The organism is Paraburkholderia sp. J69-1 (genome assembly GCF_905220255.1).
GTDB lineage: Bacteria > Pseudomonadota > Gammaproteobacteria > Burkholderiales > Burkholderiaceae > Paraburkholderia.
This window is the reverse complement of record NZ_CAJMZG010000004.1, coordinates 266,261-292,926: the sequence shown is the minus strand read 5'-3', so window position 1 is coordinate 292,926 and position 26,666 is coordinate 266,261. Positions and strand designations below refer to the sequence as shown.

Annotated in this window: 23 protein-coding genes; 12 read left to right on the top strand and 11 right to left on the bottom strand. The window is 65.3% G+C overall.

The window, feature by feature from the left end:
• Positions 1-9 precede the first annotated feature (9 nt).
• The 7 genes from U5A67_RS09595 to mnmC form a co-directional block, all read right to left on the bottom strand.
• Entirely contained in the window at positions 10-510 is a 501-nt protein-coding gene (locus U5A67_RS09595) for an SET domain-containing protein (RefSeq protein ID WP_321813820.1), read from the bottom strand.
• A gap of 229 nt (positions 511-739) precedes the next feature.
• On the bottom strand, positions 740-1,852 hold the full coding sequence (locus U5A67_RS09590) for an NADH:flavin oxidoreductase/NADH oxidase (RefSeq protein WP_205983165.1): 1,113 nt from the start codon (positions 1,850-1,852) through the stop codon (positions 740-742).
• A gap of 184 nt (positions 1,853-2,036) precedes the next feature.
• Complete coding sequence (locus U5A67_RS09585) at positions 2,037-2,774, bottom strand: glutamine amidotransferase (RefSeq protein WP_205983164.1); 738 nt, start codon at positions 2,772-2,774, stop codon at positions 2,037-2,039.
• A 329-nt stretch (positions 2,775-3,103) separates the two neighbouring features.
• Positions 3,104-3,742: a MarR family winged helix-turn-helix transcriptional regulator gene (locus U5A67_RS09580; protein WP_205983163.1), complete on the bottom strand. Its 639-nt coding sequence runs from the start codon at positions 3,740-3,742 to the stop codon at positions 3,104-3,106.
• A 760-nt stretch (positions 3,743-4,502) separates the two neighbouring features.
• Positions 4,503-5,618, bottom strand: a complete 1,116-nt coding sequence (locus U5A67_RS09575; protein WP_205983162.1) for a YbdK family carboxylate-amine ligase — start codon at positions 5,616-5,618, stop codon at positions 4,503-4,505.
• A gap of 122 nt (positions 5,619-5,740) precedes the next feature.
• Complete coding sequence (locus U5A67_RS09570) at positions 5,741-6,946, bottom strand: cation:proton antiporter (protein WP_205983161.1); 1,206 nt, start codon at positions 6,944-6,946, stop codon at positions 5,741-5,743.
• Between the two features lie 999 nt (positions 6,947-7,945).
• A complete protein-coding gene (gene mnmC, locus U5A67_RS09565) occupies positions 7,946-9,922 on the bottom strand; it encodes a bifunctional tRNA (5-methylaminomethyl-2-thiouridine)(34)-methyltransferase MnmD/FAD-dependent 5-carboxymethylaminomethyl-2-thiouridine(34) oxidoreductase MnmC (RefSeq protein ID WP_321813819.1) in 1,977 nt (658 codons plus the stop codon).
• A 422-nt stretch (positions 9,923-10,344) separates the two neighbouring features.
• Between mnmC and U5A67_RS09560 the strand changes: the two genes are divergently transcribed.
• Positions 10,345-10,623, top strand: coding sequence for an HU family DNA-binding protein (locus U5A67_RS09560; protein ID WP_027815965.1), 279 nt, complete (start codon positions 10,345-10,347; stop codon positions 10,621-10,623).
• Between the two features lie 119 nt (positions 10,624-10,742).
• Here the strand turns inward: U5A67_RS09560 and U5A67_RS09555 are convergent, their stop codons facing one another.
• Together U5A67_RS09555 and U5A67_RS09550 are read right to left on the bottom strand one after the other, a co-directional pair.
• Positions 10,743-12,113: a GTP-binding protein gene (locus U5A67_RS09555; RefSeq protein ID WP_321813818.1), complete on the bottom strand. Its 1,371-nt coding sequence runs from the start codon at positions 12,111-12,113 to the stop codon at positions 10,743-10,745.
• A 150-nt stretch (positions 12,114-12,263) separates the two neighbouring features.
• The gene (locus U5A67_RS09550) at positions 12,264-12,707 is read right to left on the bottom strand and encodes a lytic transglycosylase domain-containing protein (protein ID WP_321813817.1); all 444 of its coding nucleotides are present in this window, start codon (positions 12,705-12,707) and stop codon (positions 12,264-12,266) included.
• A 500-nt stretch (positions 12,708-13,207) separates the two neighbouring features.
• On the opposite strand from U5A67_RS09550, the gene gspD reads away from it, so the two are divergent.
• The 3 genes from gspD to gspF are packed head-to-tail and all read left to right on the top strand — an operon-like array spanning position 13,208 to position 18,245.
• Positions 13,208-15,550, top strand: coding sequence for a type II secretion system secretin GspD (gene gspD / locus U5A67_RS09545; RefSeq protein WP_321813816.1), 2,343 nt, complete (start codon positions 13,208-13,210; stop codon positions 15,548-15,550).
• The gene (gene gspE, locus U5A67_RS09540) at positions 15,547-17,022 is read left to right on the top strand and encodes a type II secretion system ATPase GspE (RefSeq protein ID WP_205983155.1); all 1,476 of its coding nucleotides are present in this window, start codon (positions 15,547-15,549) and stop codon (positions 17,020-17,022) included. The genes gspD and gspE overlap by 4 nt, the downstream gene beginning before the upstream one ends.
• Positions 17,023-17,027: 5 nt before the next feature.
• The gene (gene gspF, locus U5A67_RS09535) at positions 17,028-18,245 is read left to right on the top strand and encodes a type II secretion system inner membrane protein GspF (protein WP_205983154.1); all 1,218 of its coding nucleotides are present in this window, start codon (positions 17,028-17,030) and stop codon (positions 18,243-18,245) included.
• 34 nt (positions 18,246-18,279) lie between these two features.
• On the opposite strand, the gene U5A67_RS09530 is transcribed toward gspF, so the two are convergent.
• Positions 18,280-18,693, bottom strand: coding sequence for a general secretion pathway protein GspC (locus U5A67_RS09530; RefSeq protein ID WP_205983153.1), 414 nt, complete (start codon positions 18,691-18,693; stop codon positions 18,280-18,282).
• A gap of 240 nt (positions 18,694-18,933) precedes the next feature.
• Between U5A67_RS09530 and gspG the strand changes: the two genes are divergently transcribed.
• The 8 genes from gspG (at position 18,934) to U5A67_RS09490 (ending at position 24,985) form a co-directional block, all read left to right on the top strand.
• Entirely contained in the window at positions 18,934-19,407 is a 474-nt protein-coding gene (gene gspG, locus U5A67_RS09525) for a type II secretion system major pseudopilin GspG (protein WP_205983253.1), read from the top strand.
• 146 nt (positions 19,408-19,553) lie between these two features.
• Positions 19,554-20,066 (top strand): GspH/FimT family pseudopilin, encoded by a 513-nt coding sequence (locus U5A67_RS09520; RefSeq protein ID WP_205983152.1) that lies wholly within the window; start codon positions 19,554-19,556, stop codon positions 20,064-20,066.
• The gene (gene gspI, locus U5A67_RS09515) at positions 20,053-20,442 is read left to right on the top strand and encodes a type II secretion system minor pseudopilin GspI (RefSeq protein WP_321813815.1); all 390 of its coding nucleotides are present in this window, start codon (positions 20,053-20,055) and stop codon (positions 20,440-20,442) included. The genes U5A67_RS09520 and gspI overlap by 14 nt, the downstream gene beginning before the upstream one ends.
• A 7-nt stretch (positions 20,443-20,449) precedes the next feature.
• The gene (locus tag U5A67_RS09510) at positions 20,450-21,112 is read left to right on the top strand and encodes a type II secretion system protein J (protein WP_205983150.1); all 663 of its coding nucleotides are present in this window, start codon (positions 20,450-20,452) and stop codon (positions 21,110-21,112) included.
• Entirely contained in the window at positions 21,109-22,263 is a 1,155-nt protein-coding gene (gene gspK, locus U5A67_RS09505) for a type II secretion system minor pseudopilin GspK (protein ID WP_205983149.1), read from the top strand. The genes U5A67_RS09510 and gspK overlap by 4 nt, the downstream gene beginning before the upstream one ends.
• 34 nt (positions 22,264-22,297) lie before the next feature.
• Positions 22,298-23,668: a type II secretion system protein GspL gene (gene gspL, locus U5A67_RS09500; protein WP_321813814.1), complete on the top strand. Its 1,371-nt coding sequence runs from the start codon at positions 22,298-22,300 to the stop codon at positions 23,666-23,668.
• Positions 23,644-24,183, top strand: a complete 540-nt coding sequence (locus U5A67_RS09495) for a type II secretion system protein M (protein WP_205983147.1) — start codon at positions 23,644-23,646, stop codon at positions 24,181-24,183. The genes gspL and U5A67_RS09495 overlap by 25 nt, the downstream gene beginning before the upstream one ends.
• Positions 24,184-24,205: 22 nt before the next feature.
• On the top strand, positions 24,206-24,985 hold the full coding sequence (locus U5A67_RS09490) for a type II secretion system protein N (protein ID WP_205983146.1): 780 nt from the start codon (positions 24,206-24,208) through the stop codon (positions 24,983-24,985).
• Positions 24,986-25,003: 18 nt separating this feature from the next.
• Here U5A67_RS09490 and U5A67_RS09485 read toward each other — a convergent pair whose 3' ends face one another.
• Positions 25,004-26,593: an efflux transporter outer membrane subunit gene (locus U5A67_RS09485; protein ID WP_321813813.1), complete on the bottom strand. Its 1,590-nt coding sequence runs from the start codon at positions 26,591-26,593 to the stop codon at positions 25,004-25,006.
• Positions 26,594-26,666: the final 73 nt, after the last annotated feature.

Here is a 26,666-nt window from a genome sequence, read left to right as displayed (position 1 = left end):
GTCAGCGCCTCATTTCTTCTTTTTGCTCTTCGACTTCGCGCTCTTGCCCTTCTCTTCGCTTTTCTCGGGCGGCGCGAGCATCGTGCCGCGGCACTTGCGGGCGCCGCAGCGGCATTCGTATTCGCGCTTGAGCTTCTTGGTCTGCTTCGCGTCGATCACGAGACCGTAGTCGTAGAACAGTTCCTCGCCTTGCTCGATATCGCGCACGGCGTGGATGTACACGTGACCTTCGATCTCTTCGGCTTCGCAGTTCGGCGCGCACGAATGATTGATCCAGCGCGCGCTGTTGCCCTTGATCTTGCCGTCGATCACGTCGCCGTCGTCGAGCGCGAAATAGAAGGTGTGATTCGGTTCGTCGGGGTTATGCGGATGACGCCGCAATGCTTCCTTCCACGAGATGCGCTCGCCCTTGTATTCGATGAGGCGTTCGCCGGCCTCGATCGCATCGGCCGCAAATACGCCCTTGCCGTGTACGCCCGACTGGCGCACGACGATCCTGCGTACACTCATTGATGGAATCCTTGTGAAGTATCGCGTCCTGCGCTTCGCGGCGCGACGAGAAAGCCGCGCTCCACGCAAACACGGCGCCATGTCGGCGCCGCGCTCGTGTGCGTGCATCGAACTGCATGAGCCGTGCGAGGCGCGCCACAACCGGCATCGTACACGTTCGCGCCTCTTTCGTTCAACCTGCTGCACGGAACTCATTCACCGCGCACGATGAATGAGTTCCGTGTTGCGCTTAACGTTGACCGAGCGTGGTATCGCCGAACAGATGCTTCTGCTCGCGCGGTTGCGAACGCCAGTACTGCGGCGGCGCGCTGACCGTCGCGCCCAGTTGCGCAGCGGCGTGCCACGGCCAACGCGGATCGTAGAGCATCGCGCGCGCCATCGCGATCATGTCGGCTTCGCCATCTTCGATGATCTGGTTGGCCTGCAATGCATCCGTGATGAGGCCCACGGCAATCGTCGTCATGCCGGTTTCCTGCTTCACCTTGCGCGCGAACGGCACCTGATAACCGGGCTCGACTGGAATCTTCTGCAACGGCGAAACGCCGCCGGAAGACACGTCGATCCAGTCCGCGCCGCGCGCCTTGAGCGCCTGCGCGAACACGACCGTATCGTCCGGCGTCCAGCCGCCGTCGACCCAGTCGCTCGCCGAAACGCGCACGCCCACGGGCCGGTCTTCAGGAAACTCCGCACGCACGATGTCGTAGATTTCGAGCGGAAAACGCATGCGGTTCTCGAGCGAGCCGCCGTATTCGTCGGTGCGCTGATTGGCGATCGGCGAGAGGAATTGATGCAGCAGATAACCGTGCGCGCAGTGCACTTCGAGCGCGTCGATACCGAGTCGCGCCGCGCGGCGCGCAGTCGCCGCAAACGCGTTGCGCACGCGATTCAGACCGGCGGTGTCGAGCGCGAGCGGCGGCGTTTCGTCGTCCTTGTGCGGCAACGCCGAGGGCGCGTGCGGCAGCCATCCGCCATCGGCGACGGCAATCAGCTGGCCGCCTTCCCAGGGCACCTGACTCGATGCCTTGCGGCCCGCGTGCGAGATCTGCATGGCGATGCGGATCGGCGAATGACGGCGGATGGCGGCGATCACCGGTTCGAGCGCGGCTTCGGTGGCGTCGTCCCAAAGGCCGAGATCGCCGGGCGTGATGCGGCCATCGGGCTCGACGGCGGTGGCTTCGATGCACAGCATCGCCGCGCCCGAGAGCGCGAGATGGCCGAGATGGATCATGTGCCAGTCGTTAGCCTCGCCGCGTTCGGCCGAGTATTGGCACATCGGCGAAACGACAATGCGATTGGCCAGCGTCACGCCACGCAGCGCGAGCGGTGAGAAGAGCTTGCTCATGGGGAAATAATGCGGACGGTGGTGAGGAGCGTCCGAGAATAGCACGCGCTTTTGACAGGCGCTTTCAAGGCCCGCGAGGCGCGCCGGGGCGCCTCGGGCGGCTTATCCGCTGAAGAAATGCGCGGTTAAATAACGTCGCGAAAATGTCGCAGTAACGTCGGAATAGCGTCGCCGACCGTTGGCTTCAGGGCTGCTTCGCCGGCGCGTTTGCAAACTGCTGGTCGAGCGCGTCGAGCCATTCGTGGAACATCAGGCCCGCCTGGGTTTCCAGACGCGGCGCATGCTGCGCCGTTTCGGCGCGCAGGACATTGATGTCGATACCCGCGGCATCGAGTTCGCCCGCGTTGCCGATCAGCCAGGGCTCGAAGCGGTCGGCGCGCACTTCGGGATGACATTGCAGCCCGAGCACGTGATTGCCCCACGCAAACGCCTGGTTCTCGCACAGCGGCGTGGACGCCAGACGCGTGGCGCCCTGCGGCAGATCGAAGGTGTCGCCGTGCCAGTGCAGCATCGAGGTCGAGGCGCCATCGACGTGACGCAGCGGCGATTGGCGGCCGGCGTCGGTGAGCGTGAGCGGCGTCCAGCCGATTTCCTTGTGACCCGACGCATAGACGCGCGCGCCCAGCACACGCGCGATCAGCTGCGCGCCGAGGCAAATGCCGAGCGTGGGCAGACCCGCCGCGATGCGCTTTTCGATCAGCGCGGCAATCGGTGCAAGCGTGGGATAGCGTGCGTCGTCGCAGGCATTGATGGGACCGCCGAGGATCACCATCAGCGACGCAGAAACGGGATTGAGTGCGCCGACGCGGGCAAAGCCGACATCGACATAACGTACCGGCCGGCCCCGGTCGCCGAGCACGCGCTCGAAACTGCCGAGGTCCTCGAAATATACGTGGCGAACGGCCAATACTTCGCGATTCATCGGCAAATCCCTGGGTCAGCTACACAATTCGACGCGTGGCGCCGGCAGCGGGCCGGACACACATCGGGGGTACGTGACAGGCACGCTGGAAGCACGCCAACGCGTGTCACAGCCGTGCGGCAGACGGCGCGGGAACGACGCGCCACAAGGGACGCCTCGCCAACCCGCCCCACGAAACCGCCATGAACGCAGCACGTCAGGCGCAGCCGTCCATCCGATGGACGGCGCGGCTTCGTACCGGCCGCAGGTTTCGTGGGCTTTGCGTGGCGCTACATGGCGTCGTGAGACGCTACGTAGTGCCACGTAACGCTATGTGACCTTAAGTCACATCAAGCCGCGAAGATCTTCCAGTTTTTCTTCTGGGTCGTCGCGTCGGCCTGTTCGTAGACCGAGCAATCGAGACGCAGATCGGTATCCGCCATCTGGATGCCGAGCAGCGCACACTTGTGCGGCGTCTTCTTCGGGGTCTTGCTGGGCTCGAAATGCGTGCAGGACAGGCACATGCGGTGTTGCGGCATGGCTTCCTGCGATTCGAGCACGTAGACGGTCTTGAGCAGCGTGCGGTAGAACGCCGATTGCTCGTCCGCGCGCAGCGTGTTGACGGCCTTCGAGAGGAAATCCGGCCATTGTGCGGCCTTCTTCGCAGCCGTACGGCCACGCGCGGTCAGACGCACCGCGAGCGCGCGGCCATCGTCGAGCGCGCGGCGCTTTTCGACGAGACCCTTGGTTTCGAGCGTGCTCACTGCATCGCTGGTCGTGGCGGCAGTCAGTGCCGTTTCACGGGCGATCTCGCCGAGGCGCATCGGCCCCTTGCGCTGCATCAGCAGCACGAGAATTTCGCCCTGGGTCGGCGTGAGGCCTGCGCCTTCGGCCCAGTCCCACGCCTGGCTCCGCATTGCCGTGCTCAGTCGCAGCAGGCTATGGGTCACCCGCCCGGCTGCCTGCTCTCCGTATACGCCTTCGCTCATAGTCTTTCGCTGGTTATTTGGCAGCTTTCGCTGCGTCGTCAGCCGCCGCATGCGCCGACGGCCTTGTGGGAAACCTTGTAGGCAATCTCAGTGAATCGCCCACACCATCTCAAAAAATTCCTGCTTCGCACGCGCTGAATACTCTCGTAATCGCACGCTGCATCCAGTCATTTCCTGTTGCCTGGCAGACCCGAAGCTTCCTTCGCAACCTCGTGCCCGCGCAGCAAACCGACATTCTATGCGAGAGTGGCAAATCGCACAGCTAACTTATCAAGCCGCAATTGTGGATAACCAGTTAGTAAGTGCACTCAAGGTCTGTGGGCAAATTACCAGCCCTGCACAATTGCCGTTTGATTCGCATTCCGGCTATCGCGATCCGCTCTTGCCAGGCAAGCGCACCGCGTCCTCGCGTGCATGACGCAGGCCCTTGAGTTTTCAGGCATTTCCGCGGTTACCCACAGACACCATGAGGCCCTGCTGCACACTATTGCCCATAACGGCGCAAAGATCAAAAAAATAAGAACACCCTGGTATCTTGCCTGGGACAAAAAATTTTTAGTAAGTCGGCGCAAAAGTCCGTTGTGTGCTTCGACACGGCGCCGCGAAGGCCTTCGGGAAGACCTTCTGGCAAGGCTCAAACGACAAGGGCAGCCCGCAGGCTGCCCTCTCGTACTGCGGTTTTCAGCCGCATTTCAGCGGGTTTTCACCGGCCAGGCCACGCGCGCTGTCCGCCGTTTTCCGCTTTTCATGGCTTTTTCCATCAGGCTCGCCAACGCAGACACTGCTGGCGCACGGCCTCGTGCAGCGATTTTTCATCGGCGACCACGCTGCGCAGCCAGCTCGCATCGTTGTTCTGGTTGCGCGCGATCGTGCCGATTTCGGCCAGCGCGCGCGTCGAGCCGAGCGCCTCGCCATGCGGCGCGATCTTGTCGAGCGTGGCCAGAATGTCTTCGGAGATGGTGCGGCGCTCGCCCGTCTGCGGATCGACACAGGTGCCCGCAAGACCGAAACGGCAGGCCTGGAAGCGGTTGAACGTGTAGACGAGATAGTCGTCTTCGAGCGGCTGGATCGGCCGGTCGATCAGCAGATGGCGCGCCAGCGTCTGGATGTAGCAGGCGATCGCCGCCGCGCGCTCGACCGACAGCGGCGTATCCATCACGCGCACTTCGATCGTGCCGAAACCGGGCTTCGGGCGAATGTCCCAGTAGAAGTCTTTCATGCTGTTGACAACGCCCGTGTGAACCATCTTCGAGAAGTATTCCTTGAACTCCTCCCAGCTCAGCACGAACGGCGCGCGCCCGGACAACGGGAACGCGAACACGGAATTCAGCCGTGCCGAATGAAATCCGGTGTCCACGCCCTGCACATACGGCGACGACGCGGACAGCGCAATGAAATGAGGAATGAAGCGCGAAAGCGAATGCAGCAGGAACAGCGCGCTATCGGCATCCGGGCAGCCGATGTGGACGTGCTGGCCGAACACCGTGAACTGCTTGGCCAGATAGCCGTACAGCTCCGAAAGGTACTGAAAGCGCGGTGTATCGACGATACGACGGTCGCTCCACTGCTGGAACGCGTGCGTGCCGCCACCGCACAGGCCTACGTTCAGACGGTCGGCGGCGGCGACCAGCACGTCGCGGATCTTGCGCAGATCGGCCACCGCCTGCTCGTGATGCGTGCAGATGCCGGTGGACAGCTCGATCATGCTTTCGGTGATTTCGGGCGTGATATTGCCCGGAATCTCCTGATCCTTGATGAGGCGCATGAGATCGCTGCCGGCTTTGGTCAGATCGTAATCGTGCGTGTTGACGATCTGCATTTCGAGTTCGACGCCGAAGGTGAACGGCTTCGAATCGATAAAGGTTTCCAGTGACATGACGTCCCCTCTTTCGGCCACGCCGCGCGCGCCACCCGCTTCATGATGTGATGAAACGAAGGCAGCGCGTGCGGCAGGCAGTGTTTCGTGGCGGCGCGCTCAGAATGGCGCGGCCGCCGCCATCATTGCTCGTCGCGCTCGCCGACGAGCGCCAGCGCCCGGTACACGAGCCACGGCCCGAGCAGCTGCAATACGACGATTGCACACATCATGATCGCGCGCAGACGCGGATCGAAGCCCGGGTACAGATCGTAGGTGTCCTCCATGAGCAGCAGCGCGAGCGCGGACATCGGCGTGAGCGCGATGCCCAGCGCGACGCCCTGCTTCCATTCGAGGCCGCTTGGCTTCGCGAAGATCAGCACGCCGACCAGCTTGGCCACCAGACGCGCCACGATCAGCCCGGCCGCCGCCAGTCCGCCGACCAGAATGTCGTGCCATTCGAACGTGGTCATGGTCAGCACGAACAGGATCACCGTGAGCAGCCAGCCGGCCGTGCCGAAATGCTGCGGCCACAGTTGCGGGCGCACTTCCAGATTCTTCACGATGATGCCCGCGGCCAGCAGGCTCAGGATGGTCGAGAGCTTGAGCAGGTGCGCCACGGCAATCGCCAGCAGCACGAGGCCGAACAGCGCAACGAACGAATGCTCGTCCTGCGGGCTCAGGCGCCGGTAGAACAAGGTGCAGGCGCGCGCGAGCACATACGCGACCACGATCGAGCCGACCAGCAGATAGAGCGGCTGCAGGATGGTGGCAAACACGTTGCCGTAGATTTCCTGATGCAGCCAGCTGGAAGCGAGCTTTTCGATCACGACCGCATACATGCTGTTGAGCGCCGTGAGCGTGATCAGACGCTGCGTGACCTGCCCTTCCGCGCGCAGTTCGGTCTTGAGCTGGATCACCATGGCGGGCGACGTGGCCATCGCAATCGACGCTACGACGATCGCGACCATCGCCGGCACGGAAAGAAAGAGCAACACGGCCAGCACGAGCACGAAGGTGAGCGTGGCTTCGGCAAGACTCGAAAGGATCAGCCACGGACTGCGGCGAATCCAGCGCAGATCGAGGCGGCTGCCGAGTTCGAACAGCAGCAGGCCGAGCGCGACATCGAGCAATGGCCGCGCGGCGTTCGCCGTATCGATATCGATCACACCAAAACCCGCCGAACCGGCGATCAGGCCGATGACGGCATAGCCCGAAATACGCGGCAAACGCCAGGCGCGGTAGCACAGCTCGCCGCACAGACCGGCGGCCAGCAGCGCGAGGCCTGCCCAGAAAATGCCGTCGGGCTGCAACGGCCACGCGGGAAAGAACGAAAACGCCGACTTCATCGTGAAGGCTTCTCCTTGGCAACACCTTCCTGCAGGGGACCGAAGCGGCGCTGAAGCCCGCTTGGGCCGGCACAGAAGACAAGTCCAGCTGTCCGACGTACGAGTACCGCTACGGCCCGCATCATGGGCAAGCCGCGTGCCACGCAGACATAACACATGCGTGGCGAACGCGCGGCGAGGCGGTTCGCGAGCGGGAAGTTCCGCGTCAGCCGGGGACGCGCAAGCCCGCAGCCTGTATCAGGCAGCGGCTGGATTGCAGCGAACGACGGCGGGGAACCTCGCACCGGTGCCGCTTGCGCGGCGCACAGCCGGTCCAGGCGCGTTCTTTAAGGATTGTCGGCGCCTGGGTGGGTGAACGAACGCAGCCGGCTGTCCTGAGCACTGAGATTCAGTTCAGGCGGCATCCGTTCCGTGGACGCGTCGGCCATTTGATACCGATTTGATGTCGCTAGATATGGCGGGTGACGCGGAAAAGAACGGCGATTGTGCCATAGCTTTTTTGCAATTGTCCCGCTTCGAACGATGAAGCCAGGCGATGCCGGTAATTGCGCCCGCTTTGTACAAAGTTCAACGACGATGTGGAAAAAATGACCGTCGGCACGGTGTCGAACTTCAGGCAGCGAATCGACCAGCACAACAGTGCCGTTAACGCTTTTCCTGCCGACAGCGGTGGCGCCAGCTTCAGGTTTACGGTTTACCGTATGTATACGTAGTAGAAGTTAACAAGGGGCGCCCTTTCCTGTGGATAACCCCTGTATACCTATGTGAATCATCGGCTTGGCGTTCGCACAACCCGTCGCATACCGTGTGGCATGTTGCCTGGCAATCAAGAATAACTTTTTGAGGGCGCAAAGCGGTCGCCGAGTTATCCCGTTTACGCCCACATCGCGCCCACACCAAACTTGTCCACAACTCGCGCAGTTATCCACACGTTCGCGGGGATAACTGTATTGGTCGCGTTGTAAGCTTCGATGTAAGGTTTGCTTTCGTTTTCTGGAATCAGAGGCTGCGCTGGCGCAAGGCGCGCTGCAGGAAGCGCGCCGGATCGATCTGTTCGGCCAGTTCGCGTTCGAGCGGCCAGGGTTCGCCTTCGAGCTGCGAAGCGATCAGTTCCGCCCCCAGCGCCGCCCAGACGAGGCCGCGCGAGCCGAAGGCGAATGCGCCGTAAAGGCCAGGCGTGCGCGGCAGATCGAGCGGCCAGGCGCCCGACAGACGCTGGGCGTCCTGGCGTGCGGCGGATTCGTCGCCAAGCTGGCCGATCATCGGCATGCGGTCGCTGGTGACGCAGCGCAGCGCCACGCGGCCGCGCCAGCCAGTCGATGGTTCTGCGGCGGCGGCCAGTTCGGGCAGCATCAGCGCGACGCGTTCGAGGTTTTCCACGTGACCGGGCGCGCGCAGATCGAGATTCGTGTCGTCCACTTCGTAGGTCGCGCCCGCGAGCGTCACGCCGCCGTCGAGCGGCACCGCATAGCCGTCGCCGATCACGGGCACGCGCAGCGCCGCGAGCGGGCTTTCATCGACGAGCGTGAGCTGGCCGCGCACGCTGCGCGTCGGTGCAAAGTCGAGCGCGGCGGCACGCGCGGCATCGTGCGCGTTGGCGAAGATCACCGCGCCCGCCTGCGTAATCAGCGTGCCCTTGTCGTCGAAAACCTGCCAGGCGTCGCCGTTACGTTCGAGTTTCCCCACTTGCACGCCGTAACGCGTTTCCACCTGCGCGCCGCTGTATGCGCTGGCCGCCGCGATCTGCGCGCGGCACAGCGAAGCCGGATCGATCGCGCCGCCAAGCGGATAAAACCAGCCGCCCTGCGCGAGTTCGACACCGGCGAGCGCCTGCGCCTGCTCGCGATCGACGCCGTGCACGAATTCGTTGGGATAACCAAACGATGTCAATGCCGCCGATACCGCGCGCGATTCGTCGTCGGTGGCGAGATGCAGGAGTCCTGCATGACTGCGTGTGGGCGCATGGCCGAGCGCATCGAGCGCGGCCCAGCGTTGCAGCGCATAGAGAAAGCCCGCGCGCGTGATGCGCGAGGCGCTGCTGTCGTCGCGTGAAATCAGCGGATGGAATACGCCAGCCGGGTTGCCCGAAGCTTCGAACGCAGGCGCCGCGTGGCGCTCCAGCAGCGTGACGCGCCAGCCGCGCGCAGCCAGCCGCTCCACCAGCGCGCTGCCCGCAAGCCCCGCGCCGATCACGACCGCGTGCCGTTCGGCGAGCGGTATCGGCAACGGCGGTTCGTAACGGCGCACGCGCCAGCGCGGCGCGAAGCGCCCCGTCAGCATCGCCCATTTGCCGCTGAAACCCGGCGTTTTGCGGAATTCGAAACCGTTTTGTTCGAGCGCGCGTTTGACGTCGCCTGCGCTGCTCCAGGTGGCGAATGTGGCGCCTTCGCCTGCTACGCGTGCGAGCGCCTTGAAGATCGCTGGCGACCAGAGTTCGGGATTTTTCGCGGGCGCGAAACCATCCAGATAGATCGCATCGGCGCGTAACCACATTTTGGGCAGCGCCTCGACGGCGTCGCCGAATGTGAGCGTGAGCGTCACGCGCCCGCCCTCGAATTCGAGCCGATGGGTGCCCGGCACGAGCATCGGCCACGCTTGCGCCAGTTGCTGCGCGAGCGCGGCGAATTCGCTGCGCGGCGCTTGCGCAGCAACTGTGGCGAGCACCGCGCGCAGATCCTCGCGCGCAAACGGATGCTTTTCCACCGAGACAAAATGCAGGCGCTCGCATCGAGCGGGGTCGGCGCGCCACGCGGCCCAGGTCGTCAGGAAATTCACGCCAAGACCAAAACCCGTCTCCAGCACCGTAAAAATGCGCTGTTTTTGCCAGCGTTCGGGCAAATCGTTGCCCTTCAGAAACACGAAATCGGCCTGTTCGAAGGCGCCTGAAGGGCTGTGATAAACGTCGCCGAAGGTGGGTGAAAACGGTGTGCCGTCCTCGCGAAAGGCGAGCGTGGCGGGAATCAGGGTGGCGGTCATGACTGGCGCGAAGGCGGCGAAAGCGGGAAATTGCGGCGAAATGCCCGTGGGCTCTGGGTTTGCGGCCGCAAAGCGTTGGCGGGACGCAACGCGAGAATGTTAAATCTATGCATGCCGGCTGCATTCCTGAAGCGGCAAACATCAAAAATGTGGGATGGCGCAAAAAAACCCGCGCGGACCCCTCTAAATCTTCGAAACCCTTGTCGTTATTGGGTTTGCGCTGCGCTATCATAGCAAGCGCCGCCCAGGGAAGCGGCAGCACGGACGTTGCGGGAAAGTGCAGGCACTCGCCAGCCCTTCAAGCCGCGACGCAAATCCCCGGGGTGCTCCGGGTCCGCGCTGCTCGACGGCGCGGCACGCGTCCGTATAATCGGCGCGTTCGCGCTGTTCGTGTCAACCTAAACACAGAAAGGAATATCTCAATGAATAAACAGGAACTGATCGACGCCGTCGCAGCACAGACGGGCGCTAGCAAGGCTCAAACCGGTGAAACGCTGGACACGCTCCTCGAAGTGGTCAAGAAGGCTGTGTCGAAGGGCGACGCAGTCCAGCTGATCGGCTTCGGCAGCTTTGGCTCGGGCAAGCGCGCGGCACGTACGGGCCGTAACCCGAAGACCGGCGAGACCATCAAGATTCCGGCAGCCAAGACCGTCAAGTTCACGGCTGGCAAGGCGTTCAAGGACGCCGTCAACAAGCGTTAAAGCAATACCGCTTTAAGTTGACACCCGCCCCTGGCGGGTTTTTTTTCGTCCAACGGCGCCGCATTGCACGGCGCCGTTGTGGTTTTCGCCCGCATTTCGCAGGCTATTTTCAGCGTCGATCAATCGTGACGATGGACGATTTCGCCTTCGCCATCGTGGTCATGATCGTCGTCTTCGTCGAAATCCCAGACCGGGAACGGGTCGGCGTAAGCCTGCCAGGCGTCGGGGCCTGCTGCGAATTCCGCATCCGTGACGAGGCAGGCGTCGAGCTTCGCGCGCCACGCCGCATGATCCAGATTCACGCCGATCATCACCAGTTCCTGGCGACGGTCGCCAATGCGCGCATCGTTCGCGTCGCCAAACCAGTCGCGCGCGATTTCGGCTTCGAGTTCGGCATCCTGCGGCCATTCTTCGCGCGGCTGCGCGGCCCACCACGTGCCCGCCGGACCGTGGCGGCACACGCCGCCCGCCTGCGAAAGCTGACCGGCCACGTCGTTACGCGTGGCGAGCCAGAAAAAGCCCTTCGAACGCAGTACGCCGGTCCATTCCTGATTCAGCAGCGCCCACAGACGCTCTGGCTGAAACGGCTTGCGCGCGCGATAGACGAAGTTGCCGATGCCGTAGGTGTCGGCTTCGTTGCGATGCTGGTGATCCGGATGGCTGCAATGCGCGCCGCAGGCATCGCCGTGGTCGTGGTGGTGATCGTGATCATGATCGTGCGCGTGATCCGCGTGATCGTCTTCGTGCAGCGAAGCGAGCCAGCCCGGCGCGCTCGCGGCGGCGTCGAAATCGAAACGGCCCGTATTGAGCACGGTTTCCAGCGGCACTTCGCCGAACCGGCTCACCACCTGCACCGCGCGCGGATTGATGCGCGCAAGGATGTGCTGCAGGCGCGCGAGATCGTCGGCGCTCACGAGATCGGCCTTGTTGAGCACCAGCACGTCGCAGAATTCCACCTGCTCGATCAGCAATTCGACGATGGTGCGGTCGTCGCCCTCGCCCACCGTCACGCCGCGTTCGGCGAGCGGGTCGGCGCTGGCGTAGTCGCGCAGGAAGTTGAACGCGTCCACCACCGTGACCATCGTGTCCAGACGCGCGAGATCGGCCAGCGACCCGCCGTCTTCGTCGGTGAACGTGAAGGTTTCGGCGACCGGCATCGGCTCGGCGACGCCGGTCGATTCGATCAGGATGGCGTCGAAGCGCTGGCCCGCCTGGGCCGGATCGGCCAGACGGCGGATTTCGGCCAGCAGGTCGCCGCGCAGCGTGCAGCAGATGCAGCCGTTGGACAGCTCGACGAGACGTTCCTCGACGCGCGAAACCGCGGAGGCGTCGCGCACGAGCGCCGCGTCGATATTGACGGCGGCAAGATCGTTGACGATCACGGCCACGCGCAGACCGGCGCGGTTGGCGAGGACGTGGTTGAGCAATGTGGTCTTGCCCGCGCCCAGAAAACCGGAGAGCACGGTGACGGGCAGTGGCGTCTGGTTCATCGCAGTGTGCAGTAGAAAAAGGCAGGAAAAACGGTCCGCGCGGGCAGTCCGGCGGCGCAAGCCTGCATTTTGCACCATGCGGGCGTGCTGCGCTGTCAGGCGCAGCGCCGAAGCAGGTTCAAGCCTTACGGGGCGCGGGATGCTCGGCCGTCAGGGCATCAGCTTCCATTTACGCAGAATGGTGGCGATCTGCTGGGCGTACTGATCGCGCAGCGCCGGCGTTTCCGAATGGTAAGCGCCGACTGCAGACCAGGTATTGCCGTATTTATTCATCTTCTGGCGCAGATGCCAGGCGGCAATGTAGACGTTCTTGCACGGCTCCATCAGCGTGCTTTGCGAAATACCGTACTGCGCGAGCGCGGGCAGATGAATCGAGTTGATCTGCATCACGCCGTAGTCGGTCGAACCGTTCGCATTCCTGTGCATTGCATCAGGCGTGTTGTGCGACTCCTGCCACGCGATGGCGCGCAGGATCAGCGGATTGACCTTCTGGTAGCGGGCGGCTTCGTCGAAACAATCGGCGCGTGCGGGCGCGCTGGCCAGTGCGGCGAGCGAGAGCAGAACGGCGATCGTGGAGGACGCAACCTTTTTCATTGCAACGGCGATAGAAGTGCAAAACGGAATGAAGCGGTCTGGACGACACCGCGCGCGAACTCACGCGAGCCGGTGAAACTGCGGGAAAACCCGCGTCTTGCCGATGCAAGCTGCGCAGTCCCAGATCCATGCCGCCCGTATGATACCGGCAGTCGATGACGCTTCAAACAGACCGAACGGCCAGAATGCCTGCTTCCTTACGCAGGTCAATTCTTACAAATGCCTTGTGCCGCGATCAGCGTACTAGAGGAAATCCCCAGACGTTTTCGCTTTGTGACAAATTCGACACGAAAAGCTGCTACTGTTCCTCTTTTTGGTGAGCATCGGTTGCCGGGGAGGAGCGTCGGCAGTCGGCGGCGGTTGGGGAGCCAGGCGGGTGCACTCGAGTGCACCAGGCGGGCTGTTCGCACGGGCACGATGCACACGTTGAGCACGATAAGTACGACTAGCCGGCGGTGTCCATTGCCGGCTTCGATATGACACCCATGAGAAGAAATCGTATGGCTTTGCGTCGCGTCGCCACGGCGCTGCTCGTGAGCGGACTGATGACGGCGCAGCTCGCCTATGCCCAGGTCACGCTCAACTTCGTCAACGCCGATATCGATCAGGTGGCGAAGGCAATCGGTGCGGCCACCGGCAAAACCATCATCGTCGATCCGCGCGTGAAGGGGCAGCTCAATCTCGTTTCCGAGAACCCCGTTCCCGAAGATCAGGCGCTCAAGACGCTGCAATCGGCGCTGCGCATGCAGGGCTTTGCGCTCGTGCAGGACCACGGCGTCCTCAAGGTCGTGCCGGAAGCCGACGCCAAGCTGCAAGGCGTGCCCACCTACGTGGGCAACGCGCCGGCCGCGCGCGGCGACCAGGTCATCACCCAGGTGTTCCAGCTGCGCAACGAATCGGCGAACAATCTGCTGCCGGTGCTGCGTCCGCTGATTTCGCCGAACAACACGATCGCGGCCTATCCGGGCAATAACGCGCTGGTCGTGACCGATTACGCCGACAACGTGCGGCGCATCGCGGCGATCATCGCGGGTGTCGATACGGCGGCGGGCCAGCAGGTTCAGGTCGTGCCGCTGCACAACGCGAATGCGCTCGACATCGCGCCTACGCTGCAGAAAATGCTCGATCCGGGCGCGATCGGCGGCTCCGATCCCACGCTCAAAGTGACCGTGCTGGCCGATTCGCGCACCAATTCGGTCATGCTGCGTGCATCGAATCCGCAGCGCCTCGCGGCCGCGAAGGAACTGGCGAAGCAGCTCGACGCGCCGACCAGCATGCCCGGCAATATGCACGTGGTCGCGCTGCGCAACGCCGACGCCGTGCAACTCGCCAAGACCCTGCGCGGCATGATGGGCAAGGGCGGCAACGATTCGTCGTCGTCCGGCAGCGGCGCGAATTCGTTCAACCAGAACGGTGGTGGCGGCAACAACAGCACCTCGACCGGTGCATCGGGCACGCCGCCGCTGCCGAATTCGCTGAGCAACAGCGGTTCGTCGAATAATCCGATGGCGGGCGGCGGCTCGTCGAACGGCAACAACAGCGATTTCCTCGGCGACAACAGCAAGGACAAGAGCGACGACAACGCGTCGGGCGGCGGCATGATCCAGGCCGACGCCGCCACGAATTCGCTGATCATCACCGCGCCGGACCCGCTTTATCGCAATCTGCGCAGCGTGATCAACCAGCTCGACGCGCGTCGCGCCCAGGTTTATATCGAAGCGCTGATCGTCGAACTGAATTCGAATACGAACGCCAATCTGGGCATCCAGTGGCAGATCGGCACGGGCAACGTGCTGGCCGGCACCAACCTCTCCACCGGCAGCAGCAACAGCATCATCAACCTGACGGCAGGCGCCGTGGAATCCGGCAGCCTCGTCAGTTCGCTGGGCAATCTGCAGCAAGGCCTGAACGTAGGCTGGGTGCACAATCTGTTCGGCGTGCAGGGGCTGGGCGCACTGCTCCAGGCGCTCTCGCAGACCAACGACGCGAACGTGCTGTCCACGCCTAACCTGATCACGCTCGACAATCAGGAAGCGAAGATCGTCGTCGGGACCAACGTGCCGATCCAGACCGGTTCGTACTCGAATCTCACGAGCGGCTCCACGAGTTCGGCGTTCAATACCTACGATCGCGTCGATGTGGGTCTCACGCTGCACATCAAGCCGCAGATCACCGAAGGCGGCATCCTCAAGCTGCAGCTGTACACGGAAGATTCGGCGATCGTGAACGGCACGACCAACGCGACGACCAATCCCGCCGGCCCCGATTTCACCAAGCGCTCGATCCAGTCGACCGTGCTGGCCGATAACGGCGAAATCATCGTGCTCGGCGGCCTGATGCAGGACAACTATCAGGTCAGCAACAGCAAGGTGCCGCTGCTCGGCGATATTCCGTGGATCGGCCAGCTGTTCCGCTCGGAAAACAAGACCCGCTCGAAGACCAATCTGATGGTGTTCCTGCGTCCGGTGATCATCAGCGATCGCGATACGGCGCAGGCGGTTACGTCGAACCGTTACGACTACATCCAGGGCGTGACGGGCGCGTACAAGTCGGACAACAACCTGATGAAGGACAAGGACGATCCGGTCGTGCCGCCGATGCCCCTGGGCCCGGCCGAAGGCGGTTCGGCGCTGAATCTGTTCGATATCGACAAGATGCGCCGCGAGCAGGTCATGCGCTCGGTGCAGCCGGCCTCGGGCGCGAGCGCGGCGCAGATGCAGCCCGTGCAGACCGCGCCGGTGCAGACCCAGACGATCCCGGTTCAGACGATTCCGGCGCAAACCGCGCCCGCGCAATCGGGCGATCAGCAGCCGCTGACGACCACGCCGAGGACACAGCCTTGAGCACGGCCGATACGCCGCGCACTGCGCCCTCGCCGATCGCGGCGCGCCTCGTGCCGTACAGCTTCGCGCGCAGCGGCCAGATCCTGGTCGCGCAACAGCACGCCGACGGCCTGGAAGTGTGGATCAGCGAGCGCACTTCGGGTGCGTCGATCGCCGAGGTCGCGCGCAACTTCGGCGCCTTCACGCTGGTACGCGTGCCCGCCGACGAGCTTGCGCTCGCCATCAACCAGGCTTACGCGCGCCAGGACGGCAGCGCCGCGCAGGTGGTGGGCGAAGTCGAAGGCGAAGTCGATCTTTCGCGTCTGATGCAGGACATTCCCGAAGTGGAAGACCTGCTGGAGTCCGAAGACGACGCGCCGATCATCCGCATGATCAACGCGCTGCTGACCCAGGCGGCGCGCGAGCAGGCATCGGATATTCACATCGAGCCGTTCGAAAACGCGTCGGTTGTGCGCTTTCGCGTGGATGGCACGCTGCGCGACGTGGTGCGGCCGAAGAAGGCGCTGCACGGGGCGCTGATCTCGCGTATCAAGATCATGGCGCAGCTCGATATCGCCGAAAAACGTCTTCCGCAGGACGGCCGTATCACGCTGCGCGTGGGCGGGCGGCCGGTGGACGTGCGCGTGTCCACGCTGCCCACGGGTCACGGCGAGCGCGCGGTGCTGCGTCTGCTGGAAAAAGACGCGCAACGCCTGAATCTGGAAGCGCTCGGCATGGCGTCGGATACGCTCGGCCAGTTCGACCAGCTGATCGCCAAACCGCACGGCATCGTGCTCGTGACCGGGCCGACCGGTTCGGGCAAGACGACCACGCTGTACGCGTCGATGTCGCGGCTCGAAACCGCCACGACCAACATCATGACCGTGGAAGACCCGATCGAATACGATCTTTCGGGCATCGGCCAGACGCAGGTGAACGAGCGCATCGGCATGACGTTCGCGCGGGCGCTGCGCTCGATCCTGCGTCAGGACCCGGACATCATCATGATCGGCGAAATCCGCGATCTGGAGACCGCGCAGATCGCCGTGCAGGCGTCGCTCACGGGCCACCTCGTGCTCGCCACGCTGCACACGAACGATGCGGCTTCCGCGGTGACGCGTCTGACCGATATGGGCGTCGAGCCTTATCTGCTCGCGTCGTCGCTGCTCGGCGTGCTGGCGCAGCGTCTGGTGCGTCAGCTTTGTCCGCATTGCAAGGAAGCGCGCGTGGAAGAAGATGGCCGCACGCGCTATCACCCGGTCGGCTGCGAGCGCTGCGGCAATTCGGGCTACTCGGGCCGTCGCGGCGTGTATGAACTGCTGCTGATCGACGAACCGATCCGCGCGCTGATTCACCGCAACGCCGCCGATGCCGAAATCTTCGCCGCCGGCCGCGAGCAAGGCATGCGCACGCTGCGCGAAGACGGCGAGCGCTGGCTCGACAAAGGCACGACCTCGCTCGAAGAAGTGCTGCGTGTGACGGGCGGAGCGTAGCGGTCATGCCGGCATTCCGTTTTGAAGCGATCGACGCCGCGGGCAAAGCGCAAAAAGGCGTGCTCGACGCCGATAGCGCGCGCAGTGCGCGTCAGCAGTTGCGCGGCCAGGGCCTCACGCCGCTGGTCGTCGAACCGGCCGCAAGCCGCACGCGCGGCGCGCGTCAGCAGCGTCTGGCGCTCGGGCGCAAGCTCTCGCAGCGCGAGCAGGCGATTCTCACGCGCCAGCTCGCGAGCCTGCTGATTGCGGGCCTGCCGCTGGGCGAAGCGCTGGCCGTGCTCACCGAGCAATCCGAGCGCGACTACATCCGCGAACTGATGGCCGCGATTCGCGCCGAAGTGCTCGGCGGCCATTCGCTGGCCAATGCGCTGGCGCAGCATCCGCGCGATTTCCCCGATATTTACCGCGCGCTGGTTGCGGCGGGCGAACACACGGGCAAGCTCGGCATCGTGCTGTCGCGCCTGGCCGACTACATCGAGCAACGCAACGCGCTCAAGCAGAAGATCGTGCTGGCGTTCACGTATCCGGCGATCGTCACGTTGATCGCGTTCGGCATCGTCACGTTCCTGCTCAGCTACGTGGTGCCGCAAGTGGTGAACGTGTTTGCGAGCACCAAGCAGCAGCTGCCGTTTCTGACCATCGTGATGATGGCGCTGTCGTCGTTCGTGCGGCAATGGTGGTGGGCGGTGGTGATCGTCGTGGCGCTGGTGGCGTGGGTCGTGCGCGCGACCTTGCGCCGGCCCGGCCCGCGTCTCGCGTTCGATCGCTGGCTGCTGACCGCGCCGCTCGCGGGCAAGCTCGTGCGCGGCTACAACACGGTGCGTTTCGCGAGCACGCTGGGCATTCTGAGCGCGGCGGGCGTGCCGATCCTGCGCGCCTTGCAGGCCGCGGGCGAAACGCTCTCGAACAAGGCGATGCGCAACAACATCGACGATGCGATCGTGCGCGTGCGCGAAGGCACGTCGCTGTCGCGCGCGCTCGGCAATACCAAGACGTTTCCGCCGGTGCTGGTGCACCTGATCCGCTCGGGCGAAGCCACGGGCGACGTCACGACCATGCTCGATCGCGCCGCCGAAGGCGAAGCGCGCGAACTCGAGCGCCGCACGATGTTCCTGACGAGCCTGCTCGAACCGTTGCTGATTCTGGCGATGGGGGGCGTGGTGCTGGTGATCGTGCTCGCGGTGATGCTGCCGATCATCGAACTGAACAACCTCGTGCAGTAAGCAATGCAGCGCTGCGCTGCACGAGGCGGTTTTTTTAACGCACGTAGATGGTAGGACCGCCGGGGTTGGCGGGCAGGAAGATTTCGGAGTGCACGCCATGGCGGTCGATCACGATCGAGCGGGCGCGCACTTCGGCGAGCTTCGAATCCTGGCCGATCAGGCCGCCCAGCGAGATCGCCTTGGCCGGTTCGCCGCCGATGCTGACGATGGCCGCAGCGCCCTGCGAGAGCGCGAGGATGCCGAACAGATGGATATCCTGCGCGACGTTATGTTCGAGCTTGCCGCCGAACGGCGTGCCGGCCTGATCGAGCGAGACCGGCGCCTGGGCGGCGGCGGCTTGCACGGGCGCCGCGCGCGTAGCGGCGATTTCGAGTGTCCACCACGCTGCCGTGGCGCAAAACACCGCGAAGGCAGCGAGTGACAAAAGACGGATTTGTAGTGGGTTCATGCGTTCCATTGTACGGAGTAATGTGAACGTTTTGATGGCAGGAAGATGGCAGGAATCAGTGCGCGAAGGTTGTTCGGGAAAGTACCGGAAACGTTCGCGAAAAAGCGGGTCGCGAAGGCGTCATCGTGTGACATTACAATGACCCGTCATGTACGCGGATACGCTGCGAAACAGCTAGTGAAGCACGCAGCGAACCACGATCAACACCAGGAAACATCAGGAGGGAAGCAAGTCATGTCCATGTGGGCCAAATACCGTGGGCCAATCAGCCGCGACGTCATCGAGGGCCGGCGCGCGCGCCGTCAGGGCGGCTTCACGCTGATCGAAATCATGGTCGTGATCGCGATCCTCGGCATTCTTGCCGCGCTGATCGTCCCGAAGATCATGAGCCGTCCCGATGAAGCGCGCCGTGTGGCCGCCAAACAGGACATCGGCACCATCATGCAGGCGATGAAGCTCTACCGCCTCGATAACGGCCGCTATCCGGCGCAGGATCAGGGCCTGCAGGCGCTGGTCCAGAAGCCCACCACCGACCCGGTGCCGAACAACTGGAAGGACGGCGGCTATCTGGAGCGCCTGCCCAACGATCCGTGGGGCAATCCGTACCAGTATCTGAACCCGGGCGTGCATGGCGAGATCGACGTCTTCAGCTATGGCGCCGATGGCAAACCCGGCGGTGAAGGCAACGACGCCGACGTCGGTTCCTGGCAGTAGCCGCCCAGCCGCGATGTCACGCGTGGCGCGATCCGGTCGAATGGTGTTGAACGCATCCGATCCTCGCGCCGCGCGGCTTCGCCCCGAGTGCATGCCGATACGCCCCTCGCCGCGCATTTTCCTTCCGCTTGACCTCTTTTCAGCCCATGCAATCCCGCCCCATTCGCATCCCGCGCCGCTGTGACCGCGCGCCGACGCCTGCGCGCTCGGCGGGTTTCACGCTGCTGGAAATGCTCGTGGTGCTGCTGATCGCCGGGCTGCTGGTGTCGCTCGCCTCGCTCTCGCTCACGCGCAATCCGCGCACCGATCTCAACGAGGAAGCGCAGCGTCTCGCGCTGCTGTTCGAATCGGCCGGCGACGAAGCGCAGGTGCGCGCCCGCCCGATCGCCTGGCAGCCGCTCTCCGGCGGTTTTCGCTTCGATGTGCGTACCGAGGACGGCTGGCGCCCGCTGCGCGACGACCTGCTCGGCCCGCGCCAGTGGGAAGGCGGCGTGACGGGCGTGTCGATCACTTATCCCGGCGGCGAAGACGATTACCACGCGAACCGGCTGATTTTCGGCACCGAAGCGGTCGAGCAGCCGGTCGAGATCACGCTGTTTTCGGCGGCGGGCCGCGCCACCATCATCGGCACCGGGACTGGCCGTTATGAGGTTCGTTGAGATGCGCGCCCGTGGCTTCACGATGATCGAAGTGCTGGTCGCGCTTGCCATCGTGGCGATCGCGCTTGCGGCTTCGCTGCGCGCCGTGGGCAGTCTCGCCGCGAGCGAGGCCGAACTGCACGACCGTCTGCTGGCCGGCTGGAGCGCCGACAACGCGCTCGCCCAGTTGCGCCTCGCGCATGCCTGGCCCGATCTCGGCGAACACAGTTTCGACTGCTCGCAGGGCAATCTGCGCCTGACCTGCACGCAGCATGTCGCGGCCACGCCCAATCCGGTGTTTCGCCGCGTGGAGGTCACGGTGACGATGCCGGGCCGCGACGGCAATCTCGCGCAACTCGTCACGGTGCTCGGCAATGAGACGAACCGGTCCCTGTGATTTCCCGATGAGTATCCGACGCGCCCGCCCCGCCCGCGGCTTCACGCTGATCGAGCTGCTGGTCGCCATCGCGATCCTGGCCGTGGTGGCGATTCTGTCGTGGCGCGGCCTCGACCAGATCGTGCGCGGACGCAACGTCATTTCCACGTCGATGGCCGAAGAGCGCGTGTTCGCGCAGATGTTCGACCAGATGCGGATCGACACGCGCCAGGCCGTCAGCGACGACGAAGCCGGTTCGCCCGCCGTCGCCGTCGATGGCGGCGCGCTGCAGATCGTGCGCGCGTTCGCGGTGCCGCCCGGCGCGGCGCCGCGTCTGCAGGTGGTGCGTTATCGCGTGAGCGACGGGCGTGTCGTGCGTTACGCCTCGCCGCCGCTTGCCACCATCGGCGAATTGCGGCGCGCGCTGCGCGGCGGCGAAAGCAGCGCCTGGAGCGCTTTATCGATGATGCAGGGCGTGGGCTCGATCAACGCGCGCCTTTATGTGCCGAAGGTCGGCTGGACGTCCGATATGGGCGAAGTGCGCGGCCAGCTCAACGCCAACAATAACGGCGTGAAGGTCCCGCAGCTCGGCAACGCGCCGGTGCCGCGCGCCGTGACGGGGCTCGAGGTGAGCGTCGGCGCGCACGCGCTCGCGCGGCCCGTGACACGCGTTTTCCTGGTGGGGGAATGAGCATGCGCCGCCCCTTGTTTTTGCCTGTTTCACGGCTTTCGAGACTTTCCCGGCTTTCCCGACGTATAGGCGCGCGCGCAAAGCAGCGCGGCGCGGCGATCATCACCGCGCTGCTGGTAGTCGCGCTGTCGGCGATCCTGGTGTCGGGCATGCTCTGGCGCCAGCAGGTGCAACTGCGCCGCATCGAGAATCAGCGTCTGCTGACCCAGGCGCAATGGATTTCGCGTTCGGCGCTCGACTGGACGCGTCTCGTGCTGCGCTCGGAAGCCGATACCTCGGCGGGCGTGACCTATCTGGGCGGCGCGTGGGGCATGCCGGTTGCGCGCACGCGGCTGTCCGACTTTCTCGGCCAGATTGGCGAAGTGCGCGCCGATCAGGGCGCCGACACCTGGCTCTCCGGTTCGATCGAAGACGCCCAGGCGCGCTACAACCTGCGCAATCTGGTGACGGCGTCCGCGCCCGGCGCGCTGCAGCTCAATCTCACGCAGATCCAGGCGTTCGCGCGCCTGCTGCAACTGCTTGGCGTCGATGGCCAGCTCGCGAAGAACGCGGCGGTGTATCTGCGCTCGGGCCTGGCGTATTCGGTCACGCGCTTTCAGACCGCGTCGGCGGGCGTGACGGCGAGCGGCACCGCCGCGACCCAGCCGGTTGCGGGCGGCGCAGGCGGCGGCGCGAACTTCACCAGCAACCCCGGTCTTTCCGATGGCGACAGCAACAGCGGATCGGCGCCAATCCTCATGACGAGCGTGGACGCCCTGCTCGACGTGCCCGGTTTCACGCCCGACATCGTCGCGCGCCTGCGCCCTTTCGTGACGATCCTGCCGACCACCACGCCGGTCAACATGAACACGGCGACGGCCGAAGTGATCGCCTCGATCGTCCAGGGCATGAGCCTGTCGAGCGCGCAGGCCTTCGTGTCGCGACGCCAGACGGTGTTTTTCCGTAATCTGAGCGATGTGCAGCTCGCGCTGACCGGCGCCGGCAGCCCGCAGACCGGCATCGACTCCACGCTTTGCGACGTCAATTCGAATTACTTTCTCGTGCATGGCCGCGTGCAGCATGAGCGCGCGGTCGTGGACCGGACCACGCTCGTCTGGCGCGACCCGCTTACCCATGTGACGCGCATCGTGCGCGTTCGCGACGAATCATGAAACCGTACCAGTCCAACATCGAAAAGAGGTGCGTGTGAGCACGCTGATCGTCCTGATGCCGCCGCGCGACCCGGCGGTCCACTCGCAGGAATGGCAGTTGCCGGAACTGCCGTTCGCGCTGCTCGACAAGTCGGGCCGCACGCAGCGCGCGGGCCGCGCCGCGCTCGGCCTGTTGCCGAAAGCGTCGGCTACCGTGCTGCTGATCGCCGCGCGCGACCTGCTGATGATTACGGCCGCCGTGCCGCCGCTCAAGGGGCCGCGACTGCGCCAGGCGCTGCCCAACGTGGTCGAGGATCATCTGATCCAGGACCCGCAGACCTGCCATCTGGCACTCGATCCCACGCGCCTCGCCGATGGCCGGCAGACCGTGGCGGCGATCGATCGCGGCTGGTTCCGCTTTATCGTCGAAGGCTTTACGGGCGCGGGGCATCGCAACCTGCGCGCGGTGCCGGTGGCGCGCTGCCTGCCGCTCGCGCAAAGCATCGTGGCGCCCGTGGCCGAACCGGCGATGGCGGGCGAAGGCGCCACCGCTTCGAATCCCGCCGAACGTGCCGATAGCGCCGTGCGCGAAGCCGTCACGGCCTGCGTGCTCGGCCAGGTGATGTCGACCGCGCCGGAGCTGCTGCCCGATCTGGCGGCCGCGCCTGCCGCGCCCGCAGCCTTGCTCGAACTCGCCATCGTGCGCGGCACGGCGGCCGAAGGCTTCGCGGTGCCGTCGGCGAGCGTGGCCGCGACCGTCGACGCGCTGGCCGGCGACGCCGACATCGCGCGCTACGTGCTGACCGGCCTGCCCGGCGAACCCACGCGTGCCGCCGACAAAGCCGCGCTGGCCGCCGCCCTGCCCGGCGCGCAGCCGCTCGCCTTCGAAACGCTCGCGCAGCGTGCGCTTGCCTGCAAGTTCGACCTTTGCCAGTTCGAGTTCGCCGCGCAGCCGTGGCGCCTCGACCGCGCGACGCTGCGCCGCCTGCGCGTGCCGATCGTGCTGATCGCGGCGTCGCTGGTGGTGGCGATCATCGGCGCGAATGTGCAGTGGCTGATGCTGGCGCGCCAGCGCGACGCCATCAACACGCAGATGACCGAACTGCTGCTCAACGCCTTCCCGAAAACCACCGTCGTGCTCGATCCGGCCGGCCAGATGGCGCGGCAGCTTTCGCAGCTGCGCGTGGCCGCCGGCGAGCCCTCGCCCGACGACTTCCTCGCGCTGTCCGACGCGCTCGCGCGCTCGCTCGGGCCGATTCCCGCGAACGGCATCGCGGCGTTCGACTATCACGAGCGGCGCCTGGACGTGACCTTCAAACCGGGCGTCAACGTCGATGCCGATCTGGCCAAACGCCTCGCGCGCAACGGCCTGGCGGGCACGCAGGACAGCAGCACCGGCAAATGGACCATCAGGAGCGCGTCATGAAGACATCGGCATTGAGCGGCGCGTGGGCCGATACCTGGAACGAGTTCTGGGAAGCGCGCTCGGCGCGCGAGAAGGTGCTGCTGACGTGGGGCAGCGCGGTGCTGGCTGTGGCCATCGGCTATTCGGTGCTCTGGCAGCCGGCGGCGGACGGCCGCGCGAAGCTGCGCGAGAGCCTGCCCGCGATGCAGCGCGAACTGTCGCAGATGACCGCGCAGGCCGACGAGGCCCGCACGCTCGCGGGCGCGGCGGCCAGCGTCGCGCCGGGCGGCCAGGCGCTCAAGGACGCGCTTACGGCTTCGCTGGCCGATCACGGCATGCCGGGCGCGCAGGTGCAACTGATCGGCACGGCCGTGCAGGTGCAGATGAAGAATGCGTCGTTTCCGGTCTGGACGGGCTGGCTCGACGACGTGCGCAAGCAGTTCAAGGTGCAGGTGGTCGAGGCGCATATCACCGCGCTCAAGGCCGACGGTCAGGTCGATCTGACCGCGTCGCTGCAGCCCGCGAACGCGCGCTGAAACACCGTCAGGGGTTGATCGTATGTCTTACTGGATGCGGCGCGTGCGCGCCGCGCTACCCTGGCTGATCGTCGCCGTGCTCTCGGTGGGCACGGTGCTGCTCGTGCGCCTGCCCGCCGCGTGGATCGCGCCGCAATTCGCGCGCGTGACGCAAGGGCACGTGAATCTCGTCGATCCGCAAGGCTCGCTCTGGCACGGCTCGGCCACGCTCATGCTGGCTGCGGGCCGCGACGTGCAAGGCGCGACGCTGCTGCCTGGACGCATCGAATGGCGTGCGTCGTTCTGGGCGCTGTTCACCGGCCGCGTGCATCTGCAGATGCGCCAGACCGAGGCGATGCCCGATCCCATCGACGTCGAGGCCACGCCGCGCGGCGCCACGGTGACGGCGGGCGCGCTCGCGGTGCCGGCCTCGCTGCTCGCGGGTCTGGGCGCGCCGTTCAATACGCTCGATCTGGATGGCAATGTGCGGCTCGCGTGGAGCCCGTGGCGCGTGTTCGGCACCGATGCGTTCGGCCGTCTCACGGTCACGCTCGGCGACATGAGTTCGCGCGTTTCGCTGGTGAAGCCGCTGGGTTCTTACGAGGCGGTGCTGCAGGCGCAAGGCGCGTCGTCGACGCTCGATCTGAGCACGCAGAAAGGCCCGCTGATGCTCGATGGGCACGGCACGTTCTCGCGCAATTCGTCGATGTTCAACGGCACCGCGAGCGCCACGCCCGATCAGCGCGACAACCTCGCGGGCCTGCTGAACCTGCTGGGCCGCCCGATGGGTCCGGGACAGGTTGCGCTGACGTTTATGCGTTGAGCTTCAAGCGCTGGGCGCTTACTGTGCCTGTGTATTGACCGGGGTGACGGCGGCCTGGGTGACGGCGGCCGTGCTGGCCGTCGCACCCGAGGCTGCCGGCGCAGGCGCCGCCACGCCGCCGTTCTCGCGCGTCATCTGCGCGGTATCCCAGCCGCCGCCGAGCGCCTTCACCAGTCCCACCGACGACACCATGCGCTGCCCCGCGAGGCTGGCGAGCTTCTGCTGCGCCGTGAACGCGGTCGTCTGCGCCGACAGCACGTTCTGGTAATCGATCGTGCCCGCCTTGTACTCGTTGGTGACGATCGCGAGCGCATGTTGCGCCGACTCCACCGCCTGCTGCTGCACCACGATTTCCTGCGCGAGGATGCGCTGCGACGCGAGGTTGTCCTCGACGTCCTGGAACGCGGCCAGCACGGTCTGGCGATAGGTCGCGACCTGCTGGTCGTATGCGGCGCGCGCGGCTTCGGTTTGCGCGCGGCGCAGACCCGCATCGAACACCGTGGCCGCGAGCGACGGCCCGAGCGTCCAGAAGCGCGACGGCATCTGCAGCAGTTGCGAGAACACCGAGCTTTCGAAGCCGCCGCTCGCCGACAGCGTGAGCGTCGGGAAGAACGCGGCAATTGCCACGCCGATCTGCTCGTTGGCCGCCGCCGCCTTGCGCTCGGCCGACGCGATATCGGGACGCCGTTCGAGCAGCGCGGAAGGCATCGTGACCGGCACGACCGGCGGCGTGGCCGTGAGCGGCGACACCGGAATCGAGAACGACGAAGCCGGCTGGCCGACCAGCACGGCAATCGCGTGTTCGTCCTGGGCGCGCGCAACGCCGTTGTCGATGGCGGAAGCCTGCGCGGATTGCAGCTGCGTTTGCGCCTGGATCACGTCGGCGCGACCTGCTACGCCCTGCGCGTACTGGTTCTGCGTCAGCGTGAGCGACTTCTGATAGGCCGCGACGGTGTCGTCGAGCAGCTTCTGCTGGGCGTCGAGCGCGCGCAGCGTGAAGTAGGTCTGCGCGAGCGTGGCCTGGGCGGAAAGGCGCGCATTGGCGAGATCGGCGGCGGCGCCTTGCTGGCCCGCTTCCTCGGCGCTCACGGTGCGGCTCACCTTGCCCCAGAGGTCGGGTTCCCAGGTGGCGTCGAGGCCCAGATTGATGTTGTTCGTGATGCTGCCGGACGCACTGCCCGTGTTGCTCGACACGCGCGACGCCGTGCCCGAGCGCGTGCCCGCGAACGACGCGCTGACCACCGGGAAGTACGCGGCGCGCGCCTCGCCCACCAGAGCGCGCGCCTGACGATAAGCGGCGGCGTACTGCGCGACGGTCTGGTTGTTGGTGTTGAGCTGATCCATCAGCCCGTTGAGCTGCGCATCGTCGTAGATGAGCCACCAGGTACCGCGATCGATCGTATCGGACGGTTGCGCGACCTTGAAGCCTTCCGGCGCCTCCTTGTAGGCCGCTGGCACGGCCGTATCGGGCCGATGGTAGTCGGGGCCGACTGCACAGCCGCCGAGCTGGAAGGCGAGCACGGCCGCTGCGCCGATCAGCGCGAGCGTAGGCGCGCGACGGCGCAGCGAAACGGAAAGGCGACCGGGAACAACGAGACGGCGGGACATGCGGGAATTCCTGTCGATGCGGCTGGCAAATGATCGAATGGCGGGGCGGGCAGCGCGGCAAAACACTCGGCGT

Bases quoted from the DNA above. Each gene is read 5' to 3' on its own strand.
- U5A67_RS09595 (WP_321813820.1), bottom strand. From the start codon at position 510: ATGAGTGTACGCAGGATCGTCGTGCGCCAGTCGGGCGTACACGGCAAG.
- U5A67_RS09590 (WP_205983165.1), bottom strand. From the start codon at position 1,852: ATGAGCAAGCTCTTCTCACCGCTCGCGCTGCGTGGCGTGACGCTGGCC.
- U5A67_RS09585 (WP_205983164.1), bottom strand. From the start codon at position 2,774: ATGAATCGCGAAGTATTGGCCGTTCGCCACGTATATTTCGAGGACCTC.
- U5A67_RS09580 (WP_205983163.1), bottom strand. From the start codon at position 3,742: ATGAGCGAAGGCGTATACGGAGAGCAGGCAGCCGGGCGGGTGACCCAT.
- U5A67_RS09575 (WP_205983162.1), bottom strand. From the start codon at position 5,618: ATGTCACTGGAAACCTTTATCGATTCGAAGCCGTTCACCTTCGGCGTC.
- U5A67_RS09570 (WP_205983161.1), bottom strand. From the start codon at position 6,946: ATGAAGTCGGCGTTTTCGTTCTTTCCCGCGTGGCCGTTGCAGCCCGAC.
- mnmC (WP_321813819.1), bottom strand. From the start codon at position 9,922: ATGACCGCCACCCTGATTCCCGCCACGCTCGCCTTTCGCGAGGACGGC.
- U5A67_RS09560 (WP_027815965.1), top strand. From the start codon at position 10,345: ATGAATAAACAGGAACTGATCGACGCCGTCGCAGCACAGACGGGCGCT.
- U5A67_RS09555 (WP_321813818.1), bottom strand. From the start codon at position 12,113: ATGAACCAGACGCCACTGCCCGTCACCGTGCTCTCCGGTTTTCTGGGC.
- U5A67_RS09550 (WP_321813817.1), bottom strand. From the start codon at position 12,707: ATGAAAAAGGTTGCGTCCTCCACGATCGCCGTTCTGCTCTCGCTCGCC.
- gspD (WP_321813816.1), top strand. From the start codon at position 13,208: ATGGCTTTGCGTCGCGTCGCCACGGCGCTGCTCGTGAGCGGACTGATG.
- gspF (WP_205983154.1), top strand. From the start codon at position 17,028: ATGCCGGCATTCCGTTTTGAAGCGATCGACGCCGCGGGCAAAGCGCAA.
- U5A67_RS09530 (WP_205983153.1), bottom strand. From the start codon at position 18,693: ATGAACCCACTACAAATCCGTCTTTTGTCACTCGCTGCCTTCGCGGTG.
- gspG (WP_205983253.1), top strand. From the start codon at position 18,934: ATGTGGGCCAAATACCGTGGGCCAATCAGCCGCGACGTCATCGAGGGC.
- U5A67_RS09520 (WP_205983152.1), top strand. From the start codon at position 19,554: ATGCAATCCCGCCCCATTCGCATCCCGCGCCGCTGTGACCGCGCGCCG.
- gspI (WP_321813815.1), top strand. From the start codon at position 20,053: ATGAGGTTCGTTGAGATGCGCGCCCGTGGCTTCACGATGATCGAAGTG.
- U5A67_RS09510 (WP_205983150.1), top strand. From the start codon at position 20,450: ATGAGTATCCGACGCGCCCGCCCCGCCCGCGGCTTCACGCTGATCGAG.
- gspK (WP_205983149.1), top strand. From the start codon at position 21,109: ATGAGCATGCGCCGCCCCTTGTTTTTGCCTGTTTCACGGCTTTCGAGA.
- U5A67_RS09495 (WP_205983147.1), top strand. From the start codon at position 23,644: ATGGACCATCAGGAGCGCGTCATGAAGACATCGGCATTGAGCGGCGCG.
- U5A67_RS09490 (WP_205983146.1), top strand. From the start codon at position 24,206: ATGTCTTACTGGATGCGGCGCGTGCGCGCCGCGCTACCCTGGCTGATC.
- U5A67_RS09485 (WP_321813813.1), bottom strand. From the start codon at position 26,593: ATGTCCCGCCGTCTCGTTGTTCCCGGTCGCCTTTCCGTTTCGCTGCGC.